This is a genomic window from Heyndrickxia sp. FSL W8-0423 (assembly GCF_038009395.1).
GTDB lineage: Bacteria > Bacillota > Bacilli > Bacillales > Bacillaceae_C > Heyndrickxia > Heyndrickxia sporothermodurans.
In genome coordinates, this window is sequence record NZ_JBBPBE010000001.1 from 727173 (window position 1) to 747500 (window position 20328).

General features: G+C 36.5%; 18 protein-coding genes, 8 tRNA genes and 2 rRNA genes (1 of these 28 cut by a window edge). All 28 read right to left on the minus strand.

Translation table 11 applies throughout. The annotated features are described in order from the left end of the window. Positions 1–5 precede the first annotated feature (5 nt). Positions 6–479, minus strand: a complete 474-nt coding sequence (locus MKY81_RS03620) for a DMP19 family protein (RefSeq protein ID WP_116354774.1) — start codon at positions 477–479, stop codon at positions 6–8. A gap of 77 nt (positions 480–556) precedes the next feature. Next, on the minus strand, positions 557–1822 hold the full coding sequence (locus MKY81_RS03625) for a hypothetical protein (RefSeq protein ID WP_116354773.1): 1266 nt from the start codon (positions 1820–1822) through the stop codon (positions 557–559). Between the two features lie 108 nt (positions 1823–1930). Beyond that, the gene (locus tag MKY81_RS03630; protein ID WP_116354772.1) at positions 1931–2812 is read right to left on the minus strand and encodes a M23 family metallopeptidase; all 882 of its coding nucleotides are present in this window, start codon (positions 2810–2812) and stop codon (positions 1931–1933) included. Positions 2813–2843: 31 nt separating this feature from the next. Continuing rightward, complete coding sequence (locus tag MKY81_RS03635) at positions 2844–3197, minus strand: hypothetical protein (RefSeq protein ID WP_341116806.1); 354 nt, start codon at positions 3195–3197, stop codon at positions 2844–2846. A gap of 30 nt (positions 3198–3227) precedes the next feature. Further along, the gene (locus tag MKY81_RS03640; protein ID WP_116354770.1) at positions 3228–3887 is read right to left on the minus strand and encodes a hypothetical protein; all 660 of its coding nucleotides are present in this window, start codon (positions 3885–3887) and stop codon (positions 3228–3230) included. Positions 3888–4088: 201 nt separating this feature from the next. Next, positions 4089–4277, minus strand: a complete 189-nt coding sequence (locus tag MKY81_RS03645) for a hypothetical protein (protein WP_116354769.1) — start codon at positions 4275–4277, stop codon at positions 4089–4091. 4 nt (positions 4278–4281) lie between these two features. After that, on the minus strand, positions 4282–4869 hold the full coding sequence (locus MKY81_RS03650) for an RNA polymerase sigma factor (protein WP_341116807.1): 588 nt from the start codon (positions 4867–4869) through the stop codon (positions 4282–4284). Positions 4870–5025: 156 nt separating this feature from the next. After that, positions 5026–5586 (minus strand): hypothetical protein, encoded by a 561-nt coding sequence (locus tag MKY81_RS03655; RefSeq protein WP_116354767.1) that lies wholly within the window; start codon positions 5584–5586, stop codon positions 5026–5028. Between the two features lie 53 nt (positions 5587–5639). Next, a complete protein-coding gene (locus tag MKY81_RS03660) occupies positions 5640–5942 on the minus strand; it encodes a hypothetical protein (RefSeq protein ID WP_116354766.1) in 303 nt (100 codons plus the stop codon). Positions 5943–6353: 411 nt separating this feature from the next. Then, positions 6354–6893 carry a hypothetical protein gene (locus MKY81_RS03665; protein WP_284561396.1) on the minus strand — a complete coding sequence of 180 codons (540 nt, stop codon included), beginning with the start codon at positions 6891–6893 and terminating at the stop codon, positions 6354–6356. 1981 nt (positions 6894–8874) lie between these two features. After that, positions 8875–10665, minus strand: coding sequence for a glutamine--fructose-6-phosphate transaminase (isomerizing) (gene glmS / locus MKY81_RS03670; protein WP_066235736.1), 1791 nt, complete (start codon positions 10663–10665; stop codon positions 8875–8877). Positions 10666–11120: 455 nt separating this feature from the next. Continuing rightward, positions 11121–12473, minus strand: coding sequence for a phosphoglucosamine mutase (glmM, locus tag MKY81_RS03675; RefSeq protein ID WP_066235735.1), 1353 nt, complete (start codon positions 12471–12473; stop codon positions 11121–11123). A 39-nt stretch (positions 12474–12512) separates the two neighbouring features. Next, positions 12513–13751 carry a CdaR family protein gene (locus MKY81_RS03680; RefSeq protein WP_107920427.1) on the minus strand — a complete coding sequence of 413 codons (1239 nt, stop codon included), beginning with the start codon at positions 13749–13751 and terminating at the stop codon, positions 12513–12515. Then, the gene (gene cdaA / locus MKY81_RS03685) at positions 13744–14568 is read right to left on the minus strand and encodes a diadenylate cyclase CdaA (RefSeq protein ID WP_066235733.1); all 825 of its coding nucleotides are present in this window, start codon (positions 14566–14568) and stop codon (positions 13744–13746) included. The genes MKY81_RS03680 and cdaA overlap by 8 nt, the downstream gene beginning before the upstream one ends. A 127-nt stretch (positions 14569–14695) precedes the next feature. Continuing rightward, positions 14696–15319 carry an anti-sigma factor family protein gene (locus MKY81_RS03690; protein WP_107920425.1) on the minus strand — a complete coding sequence of 208 codons (624 nt, stop codon included), beginning with the start codon at positions 15317–15319 and terminating at the stop codon, positions 14696–14698. Positions 15320–15335: 16 nt separating this feature from the next. After that, the gene (gene sigW, locus MKY81_RS03695; protein WP_066235732.1) at positions 15336–15899 is read right to left on the minus strand and encodes an RNA polymerase sigma factor SigW; all 564 of its coding nucleotides are present in this window, start codon (positions 15897–15899) and stop codon (positions 15336–15338) included. A 216-nt stretch (positions 15900–16115) separates the two neighbouring features. Beyond that, positions 16116–17015 (minus strand): arginase, encoded by a 900-nt coding sequence (gene rocF, locus MKY81_RS03700; protein WP_066235731.1) that lies wholly within the window; start codon positions 17013–17015, stop codon positions 16116–16118. Positions 17016–17871: 856 nt separating this feature from the next. Then, on the minus strand, positions 17872–18852 hold the full coding sequence (locus tag MKY81_RS03705; RefSeq protein WP_066235730.1) for a cation diffusion facilitator family transporter: 981 nt from the start codon (positions 18850–18852) through the stop codon (positions 17872–17874). A gap of 145 nt (positions 18853–18997) precedes the next feature. Beyond that, positions 18998–19070: transfer RNA gene (locus MKY81_RS03710), tRNA-Lys, on the minus strand. 7 nt (positions 19071–19077) lie between these two features. Further along, positions 19078–19152: transfer RNA gene (locus MKY81_RS03715), tRNA-Gln, on the minus strand. Between the two features lie 112 nt (positions 19153–19264). Continuing rightward, positions 19265–19348 (minus strand) — tRNA-Tyr (locus MKY81_RS03720). Between the two features lie 23 nt (positions 19349–19371). Beyond that, a tRNA-Thr gene (locus MKY81_RS03725) sits at positions 19372–19447 on the minus strand. A 20-nt stretch (positions 19448–19467) separates the two neighbouring features. Next, positions 19468–19543, minus strand: a tRNA-Val gene (locus MKY81_RS03730). 23 nt (positions 19544–19566) lie between these two features. Continuing rightward, positions 19567–19641: transfer RNA gene (locus tag MKY81_RS03735), tRNA-Glu, on the minus strand. Between the two features lie 35 nt (positions 19642–19676). Then, a tRNA-Thr gene (locus tag MKY81_RS03740) sits at positions 19677–19749 on the minus strand. Between the two features lie 2 nt (positions 19750–19751). After that, positions 19752–19826 (minus strand) — tRNA-Asn (locus MKY81_RS03745). A 9-nt stretch (positions 19827–19835) separates the two neighbouring features. Further along, positions 19836–19952 (minus strand): 5S ribosomal RNA (gene rrf / locus MKY81_RS03750). A 266-nt stretch (positions 19953–20218) separates the two neighbouring features. Next, positions 20219–20328: ribosomal RNA gene (locus tag MKY81_RS03755) — 23S ribosomal RNA — on the minus strand (it continues 2846 nt past the right edge of the window).

Below are 20328 nucleotides of genomic sequence, written 5' to 3' on the forward strand. Positions count from 1 at the left end.
ATCTACTACTCTATTATTTCAATTAAGTCAGTGTGAATCTTTACGAAATACGTTTCTAATAATTCTCTCAGTTTTTCATTGAGATGATAGTATTCATTGTCTGCTTTTTCGATAACGCTATAAAATTCCTTTTCGTCAATCTCGTCATTTTCTAAGGCAACGTACAAGTCCCACATTTCTTTTCCATACTTTCTCTCAATCAGTACATACTCATGTGCATCTATTTTATCAAGAACACCGATCAGTTCTTCCAAATAACGAGTGATTCCTACTCCTTCTACATGGTCTGAATTCCATCTTAAAAAACTTTCATGACCTCCACTTTCCATTTCGGAATAGTATTGAAGAACAGTAAATGCTTCATAAGCTACTTTATTTTCTAATTGATAGGCAGATTCAAGTAGCACATCACTAACGGCGTTCCAAATATCATCTTTATTTAATAAGTCTGATCTTTTTAATTTAGGCTTCTTATCCATATTTGGGGGCACCTTTCCATACTTTGTTGCCCAAGACAACAATTCTTTCTGTTAAATACTTATCACTGTCAATCAAGCTACAAATCATCTAACGCTATCACTTCCCCGTTTGATGCATTCACCCCATACTTGCAATCTAATTTCCCGCATAAAACGTATTGTTTTTGTTTAAAGTCATACACATAGTAAGATTTTAACTCAAACAAATCTTTAAGTTTTTCATAGGCTTCTTCTTTTGTGATTGTTACCTTGTCAGGTGCTTGAAAGTCATTAAAGGTCTCCAACATCGGTTTACTATCCATGTAATTTACAACTTGAAAACTTTTTGGATCTATGAAGACCTTTATTTTCCGCTGAAATACACGAACATCCTGAATATTCGCTTTCAATGTAACGTGAATATACCCTTTATCACGATAACAGTGTTTTAATACCCAATTCCCTGATTCACTTGGATATTCCCGCCGTAAAAGGTTTTTAACTGCTATCATACATTTCTCTTGTTCTATCTCTGTAATGGGGAATGAATCAGGAGATGGCTCACATGAAAATGCTTGTTCTGCTGTAAGATCTTCAATCCATTTGATTTCTTTCCGTTCAAACGGTTGATTCATTGGTTCATCCCAATAAATTGTTTGATCGATATTCAAAAAATAATTTTCATCTGCAAAAACCTCAAACGGAATCGTTGTTGTCCCATCATTTGTAACAAAAATCTCTTCCAATGCATATATAGGGTATAATTTTTTCTGTTCATAGGAAGGATATTCAATCAACTTCAATTGTTCCTTTCCCAAATCTTCTAATCGATCAAGAGAAAGAGTATATTTTTCTTTCTTAATCAGCTCTTTTGAAGGAAATTCACCATGCATTGAAAACATAGTGAGCTTCCCTTCTTCGTTAAACTTGATGTCAATATATCCAGGAGGTGAAACGGCAACACCATCAAAACACGACATAAAGTTAAGTTCCCCTTCATCTTCTCTTACCCATTGGAATTGTTCCCCATACGATAATCCTGTTTCACACTCAACCCATTTTATAACGGCTTCCTTATTAAGATTGCTAAATGTAATCCCGTCTTCTGCATAAGGCTTACCTTTTGCAAAAATACGTTCAAATTTAAGACTTTTCAAGTTGATTTCAAAACTTACTGTCCCCTCTGGATTTAGTCCATCATCATCTTGTACAGCATCATTGGGGAACCACTCCATGGACAATGTATAAATTGTCTCATTGAAGATATCTACACTCCGATAAAACTGTTGTTCATGTAAATAATAGTTACTTAGTCCGAACTTTTTCTGCGTAAACTCAACTAATTCTTGTATTCTTAAATCCATTCGCTATGACCTCACTTGCAACTTATTTTGAAACATTCAGATACCGCATCAATAACTATAGCTCTACTATACTTTTAGGAAAATTAGAAAGTTCTTATACTAAATAGATTAATTATATGGTCTAACTACTTCTCCTTGGATTGGTTCAGAACTACCTTCAAGTTGGATACGAATAGATTTACCAGTATAATAATCAAACGAATCCATGACTTGAAAGTGCAAATGAGGCTCTGAGGAATTTCCAGAGTTTCCACATAATCCAATCACTTGCCCCTGTTGTACATGATCTCCAACCTTAACAAGAATCGAGTTTTGTTTTAAATGGGCAAGCATGCTGTATTCATTATTTGGATGTCTAATCACAACACAATTTCCTTCTGGCTGACTTTCATCCATTTCACCTGGCACATTGTCCTTCACACCTTCTATTACTTTTACCACCTCGCCATCAAACGGAGCGACTATTTCTTTATTGAAAGCATAATAGTTTTCATTCTTAGTAGGTGCATCACGATAGGATTGACCATCTTTCATAATGACCAAATCATATGCGTATCTTTGAGTTTCATAAACATAATGGTAATTAATAAATTGATTTGTTCCTCCCCAAAAAACAAACCATTCTTCTTTTATTGGCATGATATAAGTATTCTCAGTGTATCGGTTATCACTTTCTGGATAAGAAACAAATGGAGCAAGAAGCAGACTTTGAATGGTGTAATCTTCATCAAATGCTACACTAATTGCCTTTTCCCTCTCATTGTCTAACCATAAAAATTGCTCAATATGTTTACCTAAACGGTTACTCATTTCTAAGTTATACTGCTTAACTTCAAGATTAAAAGACTCTCCTAACTCTATGAATTGCTCCAATATGACCAACTGTTTAAAATCCTTAGAGGTTTGTTGATATATAGTGGAAAACTCTCCATTCAAAAAACTTTTTCCAAATTCGTCAGGAATAATCCTTTTTTCTTTTCCCTCTTTCATAAATATCACCTCATATCCTATTGTCCTCACTCTATCTAAAACCGTTTTTCCTGTTTGCATAAGATTTCGCACTGGTAGATGATATGAATTTTATTTTATATTTACCGCCAATTTCTTGTTTCACCTTTTCCGTTAATACGAATCCCATTTGATTAAATTTATCTTCCAGTTCAATCCCATTAGGAAGCAATTTATCTGAATCCCAATCAATCCATTCTCCATACTTTGTTGCCCAAGACAACAATTCCTCTGCTAATCTATCTGAAATCGGAACATCTTCTAAGTCGAGATTGCCACCGCACCTATTACACCAAATTGGATCTGCCCCAACATCTCCTTCTATTTTTAAATCATTTGTTTCTTCACTATCACAACAACAGTTCAAGCGTTTTCACCTCTATTCAATTTAACAACTTTAAAGTTTCCTTATTTTTTCTCCCGACTTAATGATGATATTTACACCTGTTGAACTACCCTGTTCAATATGATTTTCCATATTTGAAACGTCTATATTTGACTCAATTTTCACTGTTTTTCTTTCATTTCCCTTTAGCTTCACCTCATACGGATCATTGTTGTTCATGAGTGAAACCATGAGTACATCATCTTCAAAATAGTATTTTTCATAAAATTCAATGGTGAATTGGACATCATTCCTACTGTAATTTTCAAAAGGAAGTTCACATTCTCCACGCAATGTTGTTTCACCGATCATTTCAAATTGACAGTTGCTCCAATCACGCTCATAAGAAACAGCATAAATACCTGTTGCAAATGTTTTTTGAAACGAACTGGCAATCATCGATGGTGCGAATAAAGCGAGAACAATGGCAACCAAGACAACACGCCCATGATATTTTTCTACCGATTTGGTAAGGAAATACAAACTTGCAATCAATAAAGCTAATGAAGCAATTCCTACATAATGTAATCCATTAACAGATTGAACTGGTATATTCAATACCGATGCGACAGTCTCACCATAAGGACTTTCGTGTGGAAAAGGGAAATTTAGGACAAGAGATGCAATAAAAAGAATAAGAGAAAGATATAACATTTTTTTACTTTTCATCATAAGGAACACATCCTTTTATCCAGAATTAGTTAAAAATTGTTTTCACTATGTATCTACGAAACTTAAATGATTTTGGTATCACATTTTTCAATTATTTTGACTATTTCATTTAACTAAATTTACTCTTTGGGATTTGTGGCAGAATTTTAAAAGGGAAATTCAATAAATAAGGGCATTATCCCAGTGATAATGCCCACGTTTTTAGAAAAAACCTAAACTCAATCCAACGTAAATTAATCCTGAAACAACTGCAAAACCTGAGAAGAATAAAACCTTTTGGAGATTTGACCAGTTCTTCATCCATCCCCATCTTTTTTTATCAACATCGAACCAAAAGAAATCCGCAATAATAGCTAAAACAATTATGATAATCACAATAAAAGAATTCATATTGTTATAACTCCGTTCCTTTTCGATCATAGCTAACTTGATAATCGAAGTATTTTTCCTTTAGCAAACGTCTTCCTCTAAAAAGTCTATTCTTAATGACACCAATATTTTCATTTAAAGTCTCACTAATTTCTTTATAGGAATACTGTTTAAAATAAAAAAGTAAAATCGGTTCCTTGTATTGGTTAGGTAAAGAATTAACTGTGTGGCATAACCATTCCTTCTCAAACTTTTCTATTGCTTCAATTTCTGCCGAGTCAGTATTTGCTACTTTAATTTCTTCGAGATATTCAATTAACCTAGGAGATTTTATCGTTTTACTTCGAAAATAATCGATGCATTGATTATAAGTAATTTTATATAACCACGATCTAATAGAAGATCTTTTTTCGAACGAGTCCAACTTTAGAAATATCTTAATGAATACCTCCTGCATAATATCGTCAACTATTATCCAGTCACGAACAATTTTGTAGGCAAAATAGCGTAATTCTTTTTCATATTCATTAATTAACTCTTCTAAGTCTGTTTCACATAAACCGTGAGATGGAACAAGAGTCTTTATGTTCCCTTTTTCTTCTAATACAACCAATGTTCCTCACTCGCTTACCAATTCCCTAATATTTGTTAATATTATGGTAACACAACTTTGGAAATTGAGGGAAACAGATTACCAGTCTATTACATAATTATTACATTAGTGTATCAACTTTGCATAACAGGTCTTTAATCACTGACAATCACTCCCTTAACTATTTGACCTTGTGCGTCTCTTAAATACGAAAAATAAAACAATACCGATGGCTATAACTACTGCACCCCATATATATAACCCATTTCCTTCCTGCTTATCTGTTAAATCAACTTCTTCAATCGGAGGCTGTCCTTCCCCAAGTATCGCCAAATCTTCCTCTGAGGAACCCAATTCATTCGTACGATCGCAAATGATTGTTACAAGCGTTTTTTTTCCATACATAGTTGATTCGTAAGCATAGACCAAATACTCTTCCCCTTCTTTAAAGTCATATCCACAGTCTCCACCACCTTGTCCAGTGGTAATGATTATTTGTGATTGCTCTACACCCTTCCAGGTGTTCGTTACTTCAAAGAGGACTGATTTAGTCGTATATCCTTTTAAACTTCGTTTCTCTCGTATATCAATAACTTTCCCACTAAATACGGCTTTTGAACGTTCAAATTCTTCTTCTACACCTGGTAATTCTGCACACGAACAAGCACTTGTTATCGAAGGAAATGAGCCTATAAATATAATACCAATGATTATACAAACGAGAATTGGAATTGCCATTTTCAAATAATCACCTCAATCTCTCTGAATATATCATTTGAACACCGATTTCCTCATTTCTTTAAATACATCAAGAAATAGCTGAGTAAATAGGCAAAGCATGTAACCCCAAATAAAGCAAAAATGCTTGGAGTCATCGTTACATATAAACTGATTGGTAACGACCATATAAAAGCAATTAACAATAATACTTTTTTAGAGATTAAAGAAGAAATAATTGCTAAACAAGCAGGAATACATAGCATGAAAAACGTATTTAAAATGGGTTCAATATCAGTTGTATTTGAATAAGGATTGAAGAAGCTAAAGATAACCCATAAGCAAATTGAAAACGCCCCTGAAATTACTCCCAACATAGCTGACACTTTTGGAATTTCTCACACCCCCTCATAACCTCATTTTTAGGTTTCTATGGAGCAAAAGGTACAAAGTATCGAAACATAAAAGCCGTAAACGCTAAAACTGAAATTGTGCATATGCAAGCTAAATGCAACAGGATATACATAATTTTACTTTTTCCTTTAACGAAAAATGAATAGATAAAGCCAAATAATGGGTTAAGCATTAAGAAAGGTAAAGAAATTGCAATTGTCGCTTTACCAATCATATGTACAATCCTTGAATCTACTCCTGATAACCTCAATACACACAAGAGTAAAACAGTAACAACTATAGTAGCGATTAGGGAAATTAACGCAACCTTAGACGGCTTTCGGAAAAACTTATTCATGCAATCCTCCTTATTCGTTTCTTTATCGACAGTACTTCTACCAATCCTTATTTTTCGTTAATAGATCAATCATCCTTTGATGGTATTCAGGCTTTTCCTCTTCCGCATCGAAGGTAATTTTCCGATCAACATATTCATCAGACCAAGAAAAGTCTATATTATCTGTCCAACTAACTAAAAATATCTTTTCAATATTTCTGTGCTTAAATAAATCATCCATAATGCTCTGTTTATTACTGTCTTTCGTTACAGAATCAAACGGATAAACAACAGCGAAATTGAAACTGTTAGGAGAACTCCTCCATGTTCGAGGGTTAATGGTGTCAACAAACATTGTGTTACTTCCTAAATTGTATGCAACACCCGTCTTAAAGTTTTTATTAGCCCTAAAGAATGTGCTTAAATTCTGCATTGAGTTGGCTCTAAATAATATTCTGCTCCCTTTGAATAAATCATTTATAGTCCTTAAAACTAAAGGATGTTTCTCATTTTGAAAAGTCCCAGTTAATAAAGCACATTTTTCATCAGACTCAATAAACTCGATAATACTTTCCATAGCCATTTTTCTCGTATTCATACATAAACCTCCATTTTTAATTAGAATTGATTTATACTGTGTGAGCCTCTATAATTACGCCTTGAAGTTACTATCAAATTAACTAATTAAAAATGATAGTCATATTCAACAACTACAGACATCATTAATCAAAACTCATCTAACCTACAGCTAGTAGTGTACCTTCAATATACTGGGACATTATATGTGTTGTAAAAATAAAACAACAAGTTAATAACTATATTCCCCTGCCAAAATGTCCTTCCCCGCCTTCATCTCCCCCTCACTCCCCCCAAACCCTTGCGACTCTAAGCCTCTTCCCTCTTATCTCGCCTTTTTTCTTCATTCCATTATGTTATATAGTTCTTCCCCAAATCCCCCATATTCGCCCTCTTTTTTCCTTCTCGGGTTGTATCGAATATTCTGACAATGTTAAAGAGTTGGTACCGATAATGGAGGAAAGAATCAGGAGAAAAGAAAGGAAAATGATTGAAAAACCAGCGAAAAAGAACTAAAACCCTACGGGTTTATACAGTGAGGAAAACAACAGAATAGACACAAGAGAAATTGAGAAAGGATGGAGAGAAGAATCAGGAGAAAAGAAAGGAAATGCAGCCCTGTTGAGACGGTTTTACAGTTAGGAAACACACTGAATAGAGATTGGAAATCCTACGGATTTATGGATTGGAGAAACGAATGAAACTCTTATTGGACAAGGGATTGAGGGGATATTGGACAAAAGAAAAAGGGACGAAGTCCTACTGGACCCGCCCCGAATTGATATTGATTTTTGATTGAAAAAACCGATTGAGTAACGATTGATTACATAAAGATCTGACCGCTGCTCTTCCCGCTTCCTTTGCCGTTTGGATACCAACTATTTAGCAGTAGGTACCGACTTTTTAGCGTGGGGAAGAGGAAAGTAACAGCTACACACCTCAGCACTCTCTTTCTTCTTTCCCGTGTTCTTTCGAACTGTATAGGAAACGATATGAAAAACACCTGAACACGCTACGGACAAGGGATTGAGGGGATATTTGACAAAAGAAAAAGGGACGAAGTCCTACTGGACCCGCCCCGAATTGATATTGATTTTGTATTGAAAAAACCGATTGAAAAAACGATTGAGTACATAAAGATCTGGCCGCTGCTCTTCCCGCTTCCTATGCCGTTCGGATACCAACTATTTAGCAGTGAGTACCTACTTTTTAGCATGGGGAAGAAGAAAAAGACAGCTATATACCTTCCTTAATCCACTTCTCAATTTTAGATATTCTTTTTCTTTTAGACATAAAAACACCCCTTTAGACAATCATATCTAAAGGGGGAAAGCTTCGCAACTTTCTTTAAAACATCGTGACTTTCTTCAAAACATCGCATCTTTTTTATAAACATCGCGACTTTATTTCAAATCTACAACATTTATCTCACTCCCAAAATATCCTACCCTCGCCCAAACACCCTTTCACCCTTACTCCCCCAAGGCCTCAACCCCATTTTCAAGCCACAAGGCACTGCTAAAAAGTTCTTCCCTCAAAAACCCATTTTCTTTTCTTTTTTCCGTTCTGGGTTGTATCGAATATTCTGTAAATGTTAAAAAGATGTTCCCCCGTTTTGGTGAGCGTAATAGGAAAGATGAATTCATCCCGTTGGGAAAAATAACAGAATGAAGATTGGATAACGATTTTATGAGCGAGGAAAAGGATTGATTTGAAAAGAGAATATGATGAAAAAACGATTGGACTCCTTATTGGGTAAGGGATTGAAGGGACTTCTTAACTTTTTAGTTAAAAAGAAAAAAGACTGGACCTGTTATTGATCCAGCCTGAATTGTATTGATTTATGATTGAAAAATACGATTGAAATTCTTTTCTCCCGCCCTCTTCTTTCTGCTCTCTTTACCGGCTCCAGGTACGAACTCTTTAACAGGAGGGAAGAAGATTTTAGCTGAGGTTCAAGGATTTTAGCAGGGAGATAACATTAAAAAAGCAATTACTTTCCCTTACTCCACCGTCACACTCTTCGCCAAGTTACGTGGTTTATCCACGTCACAATCACGATGCAATGCTGCATAGTAAGCGAGAAGTTGCAGTGGTACTACAGAGACAAGAGGTGTTAATAATTCGTGTACTTCTGGGATGACAAAGCGGTCTTCGTTTGTGTCGAGTCCTTTCATGGAGATGATGCATGGGTTTGCTCCACGAGCGACGACTTCTTTGACGTTTCCGCGTATGCTCCAGTTTACGTTTTCTTGAGTTGCAAGAGCGACGATTGGTGTGCCATCTTCGATTAAAGCGATCGTACCATGCTTTAATTCTCCGCCTGCAAATCCTTCTGCTTGAATATAGGAAATTTCTTTAAGCTTTAGTGCACCTTCAAGACATACATAGTAATCAAGGGCACGGCCAATAAAGAAAGCATTTCGTGTCACTGTGAAATATTCAAAAGCCATTTTTTCGAATTCTTCCTTAGAATCACAAAGAACTTCCATCGCATTAGCGACAATTCCTAGTTCATGAACAAGGTCAAGATCAGCTTTTTTGCCTACTACGCTTGCAAGAATCGATAATACTGCAATTTGAGCAGTATAAGCTTTTGTTGAAGCAACGGCAATTTCAGGGCCAGCATGTAACAACAATGTGTAATCCGCTTCGCGAGATAAAGTAGAACCTGGAACGTTTGTAATCGTAATTGCCTTATATCCCAGCTCTTTAACCTTTACAAGAACCGCACGGCTATCCGCTGTTTCACCACTTTGAGAGATGAAAATAAATAACGGTTTCTTCGATAATAGAGGCATATTATAGCCCATTTCACTAGCTACATGAACTTCTACAGGAATTTCCGCAAGCTGTTCAATCATTTGTTTTCCAACGAGTCCAGCATGATAGCTTGTGCCGCAAGCAACAATATAGATGCGATCAGCATCGTTCATTGCCTTTACAATATCGGAATCAATGGCAAGGTCACCGTTAATATCTTGATACGCTTGAATAATTTTTCTCATCACAAGTGGCTGTTCATCGATTTCCTTCAACATATAGTGAGGGTATGTGCCCTTTTCGATATCGCTTGCATCGATTAGTGCTTTATAAGGCTCTCTAGCAATCTTTTCACCTAATAAGTTTTGGATAATGATTTCGTCCTTTTTCACGATGACCATTTCTTTATCCATTAACTCAATAAATTGATCAGTTACTTGAATCATCGCCATTGCATCACTCGCGACAACATTAAAGCCTTCTCCAACACCTACTAATAGTGGGCTTTTGTTTTTCGCTACAAAAATTGTATCTTCATTTTCCGTATCCAATAATGCAAGGGCATAGGAACCATGTAATAGAGTTAACGTTTTTCTGAAAGCTTCCTCAACACTTAATCCATCAGCAACAAACTTTTCTACTAACTGCACAATAATTTCCGTATCTGTTTCACTTTTAAGCGTAACGTCTTGTAAATACTCTTGCTGCAATAGTGAATAGTTTTCGATAACACCATTATGAACAAGGGTAAATCGTGTACTTGCACTTTGATGTGGATGTGCATTTTCTTTACTTGGCACTCCATGTGTCGCCCAACGTGTGTGTCCGATTCCGATGTGACCCATTACATCTGTATCAACGACTTCACGAAGATCCGCAATACGTCCCTTTTCCTTAAAAACATGAACTCCAGACTCATTCTTTACTGCGATCCCAGCAGAATCATATCCTCTATATTCAAGCTTTTCTAAGCCTTTTAATAAAAGTTCTTTCGCATCTTGATTTCCAATATATCCTACAATACCACACATTTGTATCTTCCTCCCAATATTGGGGGCAAGATGCCAGAGGGCAGACTTGCCCCCTTATCTCTGTATTATTTTAATGCTAAGATTTTAGACAAAACAATTGTTTTTACAGCCAATAGCTTATCTAATTCTCACATTTCTTTTCCCTTTGTGCACCGAGTCACCTCTGATGTTTTAAGAAAAAGACGTCGACTGTGTGTGGCAGCCGGAAGGTATCCGCCGAATACTCGATAAACCTTCTCCTCGTCAACTAGACAATTGTATCCGCTCGTTGTCTAGTTCTGGCGCTTTTTAAAACGTTCTAAACATCTATCCTCCTTTTCTCTTTTGGCAAGTAAAAACATGATAATCATATCCTACATTAATACTTAGGTCAATAAAAAAGTATAATAAAACAGCTATAAAATAAAAATATGCATAAGGATTCGTATACGTTCCCCTTATGCATATAATTCCACTTATTCCTCTGAAAGTCCCATTTCTTCTTTTACAACTTCTGCAATTCTATTAACATAAGATTCACAAGCTTCTTCAGTAGCTGCTTCTGCCATAACACGTACTAACGGCTCAGTACCGGAAGGACGGACAAGAATTCTACCATTTCCGGCCATTTCTTTTTCTACCTGTTCAATAACCGCTTTTACTTTTTCATTATCTGTTACATGATACTTATCTTGAACACGAATATTCACGAGCTTTTGCGGATACTTTTTCATTTCCCCAGCAAGTTCTGATAATGGTTTATTCGTTGCTTTCATAATATTAAGGAGCTGTAATCCTGTTAATAACCCATCGCCGGTTGTATTATAATCTAGGAAAATAATATGTCCTGATTGTTCGCCACCAAGATTATAACTATTCGTTTTCATTTCTTCAACGACATATCTGTCCCCAACTGCTGTTTGAATGCTCTTAATTCCTAATGCTTCTAGCCCTTTATGAAAGCCTAAATTACTCATTACTGTAGAAACAACTGTTGATTGTTTAAGTCGTGCTTCACTCTTCATATATTTAGCACAGATGAACATAATTTGATCTCCGTCTACAACTTCACCATTTTCATCAATGGCAATGACTCGGTCTCCGTCCCCATCAAAAGCAAGTCCAACATCCGCTTCTTTTTCTTTCACAAATGCTGCTAGGCTTTCAGGGTGAGTAGAACCCACACCGTTATTAATATTCAAGCCATTAGGAGATGCACCCATCGTAGAAATGTCTGCTTCTAAATCAGCAAATAGATGTGTAGCCAATGAAGAGGTTGCACCGTTCGCACAATCTAGTGCCAGATGAATACCGGAAAAGTCTTCGTCTACAGATTGTTTAAGGAACTGTAAATACTTCTGACCTCCTTCGAAATAATCATTAACAACACCAAGATCTCCACCTACAGGTCTTGGTAATTGATCTTCTTCCATATCAAGAATTTGTTCAATCTCCGCTTCTTGTTCATCTGAAAGCTTATAGCCATCGGATCCAAAAAACTTGATGCCATTATCGGCGACAGGGTTGTGTGAGGCTGAGATCATAACTCCAGCTTGTGCACCTAGAGCTTTTGTAAGGTAAGCAACCCCTGGAGTAGAAATGACACCTAAGCGCATAACTTCAGCACCAATTGATAAAAGCCCTGATACTAAAGCTCCTTCAAGCATATGCCCAGATATACGAGTATCACGACCTATGAGTACTTTTGGACGCTCCGTATTTTTCGTTAACACGTATCCACCATAACGACCTAATTTAAATGCTAATTCTGGTGTTAACTCAGAATTGGCTACTCCTCTTACTCCATCTGTACCGAAATATTTACCCATTTGAATATTCGCTCCTTCTAAAAATACAATAATTACAAATTAAATATCTCCACTTTCTTTCTCCGTTAAGCGAATTTTCGCTTTCTTCTTCGACAGCTCCCATGTTATATCCTTCGGTCCATCAACCTTTAGATTTACTTCATGTACTCCTGGAGATAAACCCGATAAATCCATAAGAATATCAAAACTTGACGCACTAATATCTTTTAATGATTTGGTTGTACCATTAACCGTTAAATCTACTTCACCATTTTTTGGCGATAAAAATTCCATCGTGTAGTCATCAGGTAAGCCCGTACTGCTTACTTTAATATTGCTGAATGTCTTTTCTTCTTTTTTCTCACTAGTACTTATTCGGACTTTTACAATTTCTGGTTCTAATTTATTTATACCTTTTGGCACTTTAATTGGAACATCAAGTTCTGTATCTTTATCATATTTACTAATATCTACATCCACACTTAATGCATCAATTGATTTTAGCACATCACTTCTACCATAAATTTTAATATTTTTTGGTATCGTCGTGATGCTATTAATAACAATTCCTTCCTTTTCATCCCCAATTGGATTTACGGTAATAGGAACGGTTTTACTTGGATTTTTAACCGGGACGGTCACTTCTACCGTTTCCGGATCGACATCTACATTTAACTTATTTAATGATTTGTCTAACACTTGTACTTTAGCATCTCTTGTAATTGTCGAACTAATTTCCCGTTTTGAATCAACTGTCGCTTTTACATACGTAATTTGATCAATCACATCTTTTGCTCCAGTTATTTTTACTGTTTTTGGTTCAACAGAAGGGGTTTCAGCTTCAAAGCCACTTGCTAATAAATTAGAATTAAATTCTGCATCTACCCTAAATTCCTTCGTCACTTTCTCTTGAACGGTAACAGTAACGTATGCAGGAGAGATTTTAGCTGTCAATTTATCTGATAGATCTTTAAGCTTTAGCTTAACCCGCTGTTTTCCAAGTTCAGCATCAGTTAAATCAATATAGACAGTGAAATTTTTTAGATTTTTTGTTGTTCGTACAAATCCCTTTGGTCCATCAATGGTTACATCCACCGTTTCAGGAACACCTGTCACCACAAAGTTCTGCTGGTCGTAAATAACTTCAACAGGCATATTTTGAACAACATCATTTTCATTTTTTTGTCTCGTGTCCTTTTCTTTGTTACCATTTTCAATACTAACTGATATATATAGCAATAACGCTAAGAACAATGCAACGATTCGAATAAACCATTTATTATCCATAAATTTATCCACGCTTCTTCACCCTCCAATTCCATATTGATGAGGAAGCTTGCTTGTTCATTGATATCATAAATTCTTTTTCAAGCATCTCCTTGAATTGGTCTATTTTTAAATCCCTGTGAAGTTCACTATTTTTCGTTAATGATATTGCTCCTGTTTCTTCAGATACAATGATCGTTAAACTGTCTGTTACTTCACTTATACCAAGAGCAGCACGATGTCTCGTTCCCAATTCCTTCGAGATGAATGGACTTTCTGACAAAGGTAAGTAACAAGCAGCTGCAGCCACTTGATCTTTCTGTAAAATAACAGCTCCATCATGTAAAGGTGTATTAGGGATGAAAATGTTTATTAGTAATTCAGAAGAGATTTTGGAATTCAATGCAATCCCTGTTTCTATATAATCACTAAGACCTGTCTCCCTTTCAATCGAAATTAATGCACCAATTCTTCGCTTCGCCATGTAACTTGTCGCTTTAACGATGGCATCAATAATTCTCGATTGCTCCTCTTCTTCATGCATCGTTCCACGGGAAAATAACTTCCCTCTTCCCAATTGTTCTAGCGCTCGCCTTATTTCCGGCTGGAAAATGATAATTAAGGCAAGAAATCCCCAATCAATGGCTTGCTCCATAATCCAATTTAAGGTACCTAAGCCTAGAAAGATACTTAAGTTCCTAACAATAAGGATGACAATGATCCCTTTTAAAACTTGTACTGCCTTCGTACCGCGTATGATCATTAATATCTTATAGATCACGTACCATACGAGTAAAATGTCAATAATATTAGAGATATAGTCAAAAAAATTGAAGTCTGCAAACGGCATGTCCGATCCTCCATTAATTTTATATCGTAAAAAAAGCCGCTTTATAAATATGTACTAAATTATATTATACCATATTAGTACAAACCACAAAAAAGAGAAACAAACGTCTTTATTTGTTTCTCTTTTTTTACTTATCTTCCTTAAAAAAACTTACTATTTCTTCGGCACCTATTTTTATTTGAAACCAAAGCCAATCAAACATTTCATTAATTTCTTTTATGTCTCCAGTTACGCGACCTGCTGAGGCCATGTATTTCTCACCATTAATAACCGTTACACTTCCGTCTACTTTACCTTCTATTCGCAAATCACCATTTTTAACTAATAAATCACCTTTAACCGTTTCACCTTTTGGAACAATAACAGTGTGATTTTCTACTTGTAAATTCGGCTTTTTCGTAAATGAAAATTCTTGATTGTTATTCCACATAGAGAGGATACTTCCCCCCATTAGAATAATAAACAAGGAAGCTGCAGCAAGGAATGGATGATTGGTTACCCAACGTTTTATTCCTACTTTTCGTTTCTCCTTGGGTAATTTCGCCATTACTTTTGCAGTAAAATCACTTGAAGCACATATCAATGGTGTACTTTTTATTAATGCAGTTGTTTTCTTTAGTTCCTGAAAATGCCTTGTGCAGTCAGCACATGTTTGAAGATGTTCTTTTAATATAGTTTCATGCTCAGAGGATATATCGCCATCCATGTATTCATGCATAAAGAGAATAATTTCTTCAGAACAAGTATTCAATTCGTTCTCATCCTCTCTATAAATTTCGAAGTTGTTTTCTCAAAGCCTCACGTCCCCTGTGGATTCTTGTTTTCACAGTTCCTAAAGGCAATTCCAGGATTTGGCTAATTTCATTCAACGAAAGATCTTCCAAATATTTCAATACTATAACCGATCGGTATTTTTCAGGAAGTGACTGAATCGCAAATTGAATGGTTTCTTGTAATTCATAATCCATTACTTCTACATCAGGTGCTTTTCCTGTTGCTGCAATTTGCGAATACATAGTTAAGCCATCTGTCCCTGCTACCTCTGCGTCCAAGTAGAAATCAGGCTTCTTCTTTCTTAAGCGATCAATACATAAATTAGTAGCAATCCGGTATAACCAAGTGGAAAATTTCCTTTCTTGTTTAAAGCTATGAATATTAATAAATGCACGTATAAAAGCCTCTTGGGCAATATCCTCGGCTTCATGCAAGTTACCTAACATTCGATAGCATATTTGAAGGACTTTGTCTTTATAAATTTCCACTATCTCTCCGTAAGCATTCTGGTCCCCTTTTAACACTTGTTTTATTCTTTTTTTAACCAATAGTTCCATTCAGATTCCCCCGCCCTAGCGGCTATACATTGTTACGAATGAATAGCATAAAGGTTTCAAAAAATATTTTTTATTTTTATCTTAACAAATATTTACCAATAGTTGTTTGTTTTTTTACAAAAATGGATATGAAAATTAGATTTGAAGTGTTTGATGGTGGTAGTTAGGTGATAAAGCAGAAAAGCAGTAGAATAAATTCTACTGCCCATATGAATGTTATAATAGTTTTTCTCCAAATAAAGAGCCCATTAATGCAACTGCAACTGTTGCGGTTCGATTTCTTTCATCCAATATCGGATTAACTTCCACAAATTCTGCAGAAGTAATAATTCCCGATTCCGCCAGCATTTCCATTGCTAGATGGCTTTCACGGTAGCTGATGCCACCAAGTACAGGTGTGCCCACTCCCGGACAATCGCTCGGATCCAGTGCATCTAAATCCAAGGACAAATGCACGCCATCCGTCTTATCTTTTAAATAGTCAATGGCTTCTTCCATTACTTTAGTCATTCCAAGTTTATCAATTTCATGCATAGTAAACACTTTTATATTTTTGTCTTTAATTAGCTCTTTTTCACCTTTATCAAGATCTCTAGCCCCAATTATTACGATATTTTCGTGTTTTACTTTAGGAGCATAGCCGCCAATATCAGTTAATGTTGGATGTCCGTGGCCTAAACTTGCAGCAAGCGGCATACCGTGAATATTTCCTGATGGAGATGTATCAGCAATATTTAAATCTCCATGGGCATCATACCAAATGACGCCTAGGTTTTTATAATGTTTAGAGACACCTGCTAATGTTCCAATTGCAATGCTATGGTCTCCCCCAAAGATTAATGGAAACTCTCCTTTTTCCACAATTCCATCAACCTTTTCGCCTAAAATAGCATTGGCGTCCGCAACCGCTTTCAAATTTTTCATATTCGTTTCGGGATCATGCAAACGTTCTGCAGCACCAATTTCAATGTCCCCTTGATCAGTCACTACATAACCGAGCTTTTCTAGCCGTTCCACAACACCTGCATATCTAATCGCACTAGGTCCCATATTAACCCCTCTGCGAGATTGTCCTAAGTCCATAGGAACTCCTAATATAGTAATTTTCTTTTCCATTATCGTAAAACCTCCTCAATCCCTATCTATCTCTATTTTAATACTTCATAATCTTCTGACTCAACTCGACAAATTCATGTATATATATGCATTATTCAAAGTAGAGACAAAAGGCCGTTTACAGAAAAAACTACCCGCTAGATGCCTAACGAGTTTACTTTAGAGGTGCAAAATATTAAACAGATTGCAAACAAAATAATTCATAGTGCATTTCACATTGATTTATCCAGATTTTGAGGAATTTTCAATTGCTTACCATTTCCTAATTCACAGATTTAATCACAGAATATAAATAATTATTGGAGAGTGTGTGATTTTTTTGTGGTTTAACACGTGATTATAATTGTTGAATTAATTTTTAATGGGAACTTGCCTGGGCGACATCTTCAGGATTAGTTGAGCTGAGCCCCGCAATGCGTCTAAATGAAATTTACTTGGTTTTATTGAAACATAAGAAGTACTAATTGAGTAAGCAGTGATATTTAATAAGCGGAGTTTTTCCGGTTAGATACAGGATGGGGCATGTTTCGGGGCTATATAAGCGGAAGTTTTCCGATTATGCAATGCAAAATCCCTCTTTTTCACGTTTTTTGAGTAAATAGGCGGAAAAATTCCGGCTATTGGAGCCTAATTTCAGTGCTATTTCCTCATTAAGAGGAATTTCTCCGCTTATTTCAAACTCGCTTTAACATTTAATGCACTTGTGGTACCTGAGAAAAAAGACTTAGAGATATTTACATCTTTAAGTCTTTTTAGCAGTGAAATATACTGTTTATTATGCTGTGAAGATTTTGTGATTTACCGTTTTGTACCTCTAAGATAAACTCATTACTAATTTCCAAGGACAGTTTAATTTCTACTTTTCGTCTATAACCTCTTTTTTCTCTTCCTCCCAATTATTCACTCCATCATCTTCATCAAACTCAATGATCACATCAGCTATTCCCTTTTCGGCCATGATTCGTTCCTCTAAACGGTCCTTAATATCATCGGCCTGAGCTACAGTTAAACTTGGATCTACTTCGATCTCTACCTCGACATGTAGTTCTTCCCCTTCTTTAACAACGGTAATATCCTGAATATCTTTAACACTTGGATCCTCCATAACGATATTACCAATTTTCATCTCCATCTCCTCATCTGCTTCACCGATAGCCCCCGCTGCATTATCTAAAAATACTTTACCAACAACAATGAACATCATAATCCCAATTATAACGGAGGCAATCCCTTCAGCTTGGTGAAACGATGTAAAATGAGAAATTATTACCGCAATGATGGCTAAAAGTCCTCCTGCGGTAGCAACTGTGTCCTCCATAAAAACAAGCTTCGTTGCGGGCTTAGCCTTACCTAAATACTTAACACTCTTTAAGAAAATTGCGGGACCTTTTGCTTCATCTCCGACTTCATGAAGAATTTCCTTCATCGCCTTAAATAAAACAAAACTCTCAAGTAATACGGCTGCACCTAAAACAATGATATTTATGACAAAACCTTTTGACGCAGTTGGTTTTAAAATATGATGAAATCCTTCCTTTATTGTTTCATAAGACATAATTCCAACAATTAGAACAGCACCTAAAAGGACTAAGTTTACAACCCTACCAAAACCATTTGGAAATCGGTCCGTAGGGGCTTTCTTACTTAAGGCGGAACCAATAAATACAAAAAATTGATTCGCAGCATCCCCTAAACTGTGCATCGTTTCAGCAAACATGGCAATATTGCCCGTTAAAAAGAAAGCGATACCCTTAATAATTGAAATAACCGCATTGACTATTGCCGCTAACATTGCTGATTTATTACCTTGTCTTAAAAGCTTTATTATGTCTATCATTTAACAACCTCTACTCTCAATCGAATTTAATAAAAATTTACCGATTGTTTATACGTTTGTAACTCTTATAAGTTTCTCTATAAATATTTTTCACAAAAAAAAATCCTTAAACCTCTAAGGTTTAAGGAAACTTTTGCAAATTTGATGAGCCATGAAGGACTCGAACCTTCGACCCTCTGATTAAAAGTCAGATGCTCTACCGACTGAGCTAATGGCTCTAAACAATGGCTGGGCTAGCTGGATTCGAACCAACGAATGACGGAGTCAAAGTCCGTTGCCTTACCACTTGGCTATAGCCCATTGAAATAATAAAAGTGCGGGGCTTTGGTCAGTCCCTACAAGCAAACATTTTAGTCTAATAAAAAAGGACATTCTTATTATGTCCATTTTAATCAAATTATATTAATAAAAATGGTGGAGGGGGACGGATTCGAACCGCCGAACCCGAAGGAGCGGATTTACAGTCCGCCGCGTTTAGCCACTTCGCTACCCCTCCATATCATTACTAATCGTAATGAATGGTGCCGGCCAGAGGACTTGAACCCCCAACCTACTGATTACAAGTCAGTTGCTCTACCAATTGAGCTAGGCCGGCTTATTATTATATTTTTTATATGGTGGAGGATGACGGGATCGAACCGCCGACCCCCTGCTTGTAAGGCAGGTGCTCTCCCAGCTGAGCTAATCCTCCAATGTCATTTATGTAATCTAAGTTGGTGACCCGTACGGGATTCGAACCCGTGTTACCGCCGTGAAAGGGCGGTGTCTTAACCGCTTGACCAACGGGCCAATCTATGTAAGATAATCTCATAATTCATATTATAAGCTTCCAACCGGGCTCGAACCGGTGACCTCTTCCTTACCATGGAAGTGCTCTACCTGCTGAGCTATGGAAGCAATGGCTCCGCAGGTAGGATTCGAACCTACGACCGATCGGTTAACAGCCGATAGCTCTACCACTGAGCTACTGCGGATTAATATAAACCCGGCAACGTCCTACTCTTGCAGGGGGAGAGCCCCCAACTACCATCGGCGCTGAGAAGCTTAACTTCCGTGTTCGGGATGGGAACGGGTGTGACCTTCTCGCCATAATTACCGGATATTTTTTGCCTCACTGCATTTGCAGCATTTGGTTAAGACATTATTTATTATAATGATTTTCAACCAAATTTCAAGGGTTTTTTAATAAAATTATTCCCTCAAAACTAGATAAATGAGAAACAGTAATAACGTTGAATCAACCTGTCCAGCTGCGGGCGCTATCGGCTCGCGTCACTTCACTTCTTCTGTCGAAGTCTTCCAGACTTCTCCGCCAGAAGCTCCAGTGAGTTTCGCCAGAGAGCTGCGCGCCCTTCGCTTTTCTTATTAGGATAAGTCTTCGACCGATTAGTATTCGTCAGCTCCATGTGTCGCCACACTTCCACCTCGAACCTATCAACCTGATCATCTTTCAGGGGTCTTATTTAGATAAACTAA

Excerpts from the sequence above, each read along its gene's own strand:
- rocF (WP_066235731.1), bottom strand. The coding sequence starts at position 17,015 with ATGGAAAAGAAAATTACTATATTAGGAGTTCCTATGGACTTAGGACAA.
- MKY81_RS03630 (WP_116354772.1), bottom strand. The coding sequence starts at position 2,812 with ATGAAAGAGGGAAAAGAAAAAAGGATTATTCCTGACGAATTTGGAAAA.
- MKY81_RS03655 (WP_116354767.1), bottom strand. The coding sequence starts at position 5,586 with ATGGCAATTCCAATTCTCGTTTGTATAATCATTGGTATTATATTTATA.
- glmM (WP_066235735.1), bottom strand. The coding sequence starts at position 12,473 with ATGGGTAAATATTTCGGTACAGATGGAGTAAGAGGAGTAGCCAATTCT.
- cdaA (WP_066235733.1), bottom strand. The coding sequence starts at position 14,568 with ATGCCGTTTGCAGACTTCAATTTTTTTGACTATATCTCTAATATTATT.
- MKY81_RS03705 (WP_066235730.1), bottom strand. The coding sequence starts at position 18,852 with ATGATAGACATAATAAAGCTTTTAAGACAAGGTAATAAATCAGCAATG.
- MKY81_RS03660 (WP_116354766.1), bottom strand. The coding sequence starts at position 5,942 with ATGTTGGGAGTAATTTCAGGGGCGTTTTCAATTTGCTTATGGGTTATC.
- sigW (WP_066235732.1), bottom strand. The coding sequence starts at position 15,899 with ATGGAACTATTGGTTAAAAAAAGAATAAAACAAGTGTTAAAAGGGGAC.
- MKY81_RS03620 (WP_116354774.1), bottom strand. The coding sequence starts at position 479 with ATGGATAAGAAGCCTAAATTAAAAAGATCAGACTTATTAAATAAAGAT.
- MKY81_RS03625 (WP_116354773.1), bottom strand. The coding sequence starts at position 1,822 with ATGGATTTAAGAATACAAGAATTAGTTGAGTTTACGCAGAAAAAGTTC.
- MKY81_RS03645 (WP_116354769.1), bottom strand. The coding sequence starts at position 4,277 with ATGAATTCTTTTATTGTGATTATCATAATTGTTTTAGCTATTATTGCG.
- MKY81_RS03640 (WP_116354770.1), bottom strand. The coding sequence starts at position 3,887 with ATGATGAAAAGTAAAAAAATGTTATATCTTTCTCTTATTCTTTTTATT.
- glmS (WP_066235736.1), bottom strand. The coding sequence starts at position 10,665 with ATGTGTGGTATTGTAGGATATATTGGAAATCAAGATGCGAAAGAACTT.
- MKY81_RS03665 (WP_284561396.1), bottom strand. The coding sequence starts at position 6,893 with ATGAATACGAGAAAAATGGCTATGGAAAGTATTATCGAGTTTATTGAG.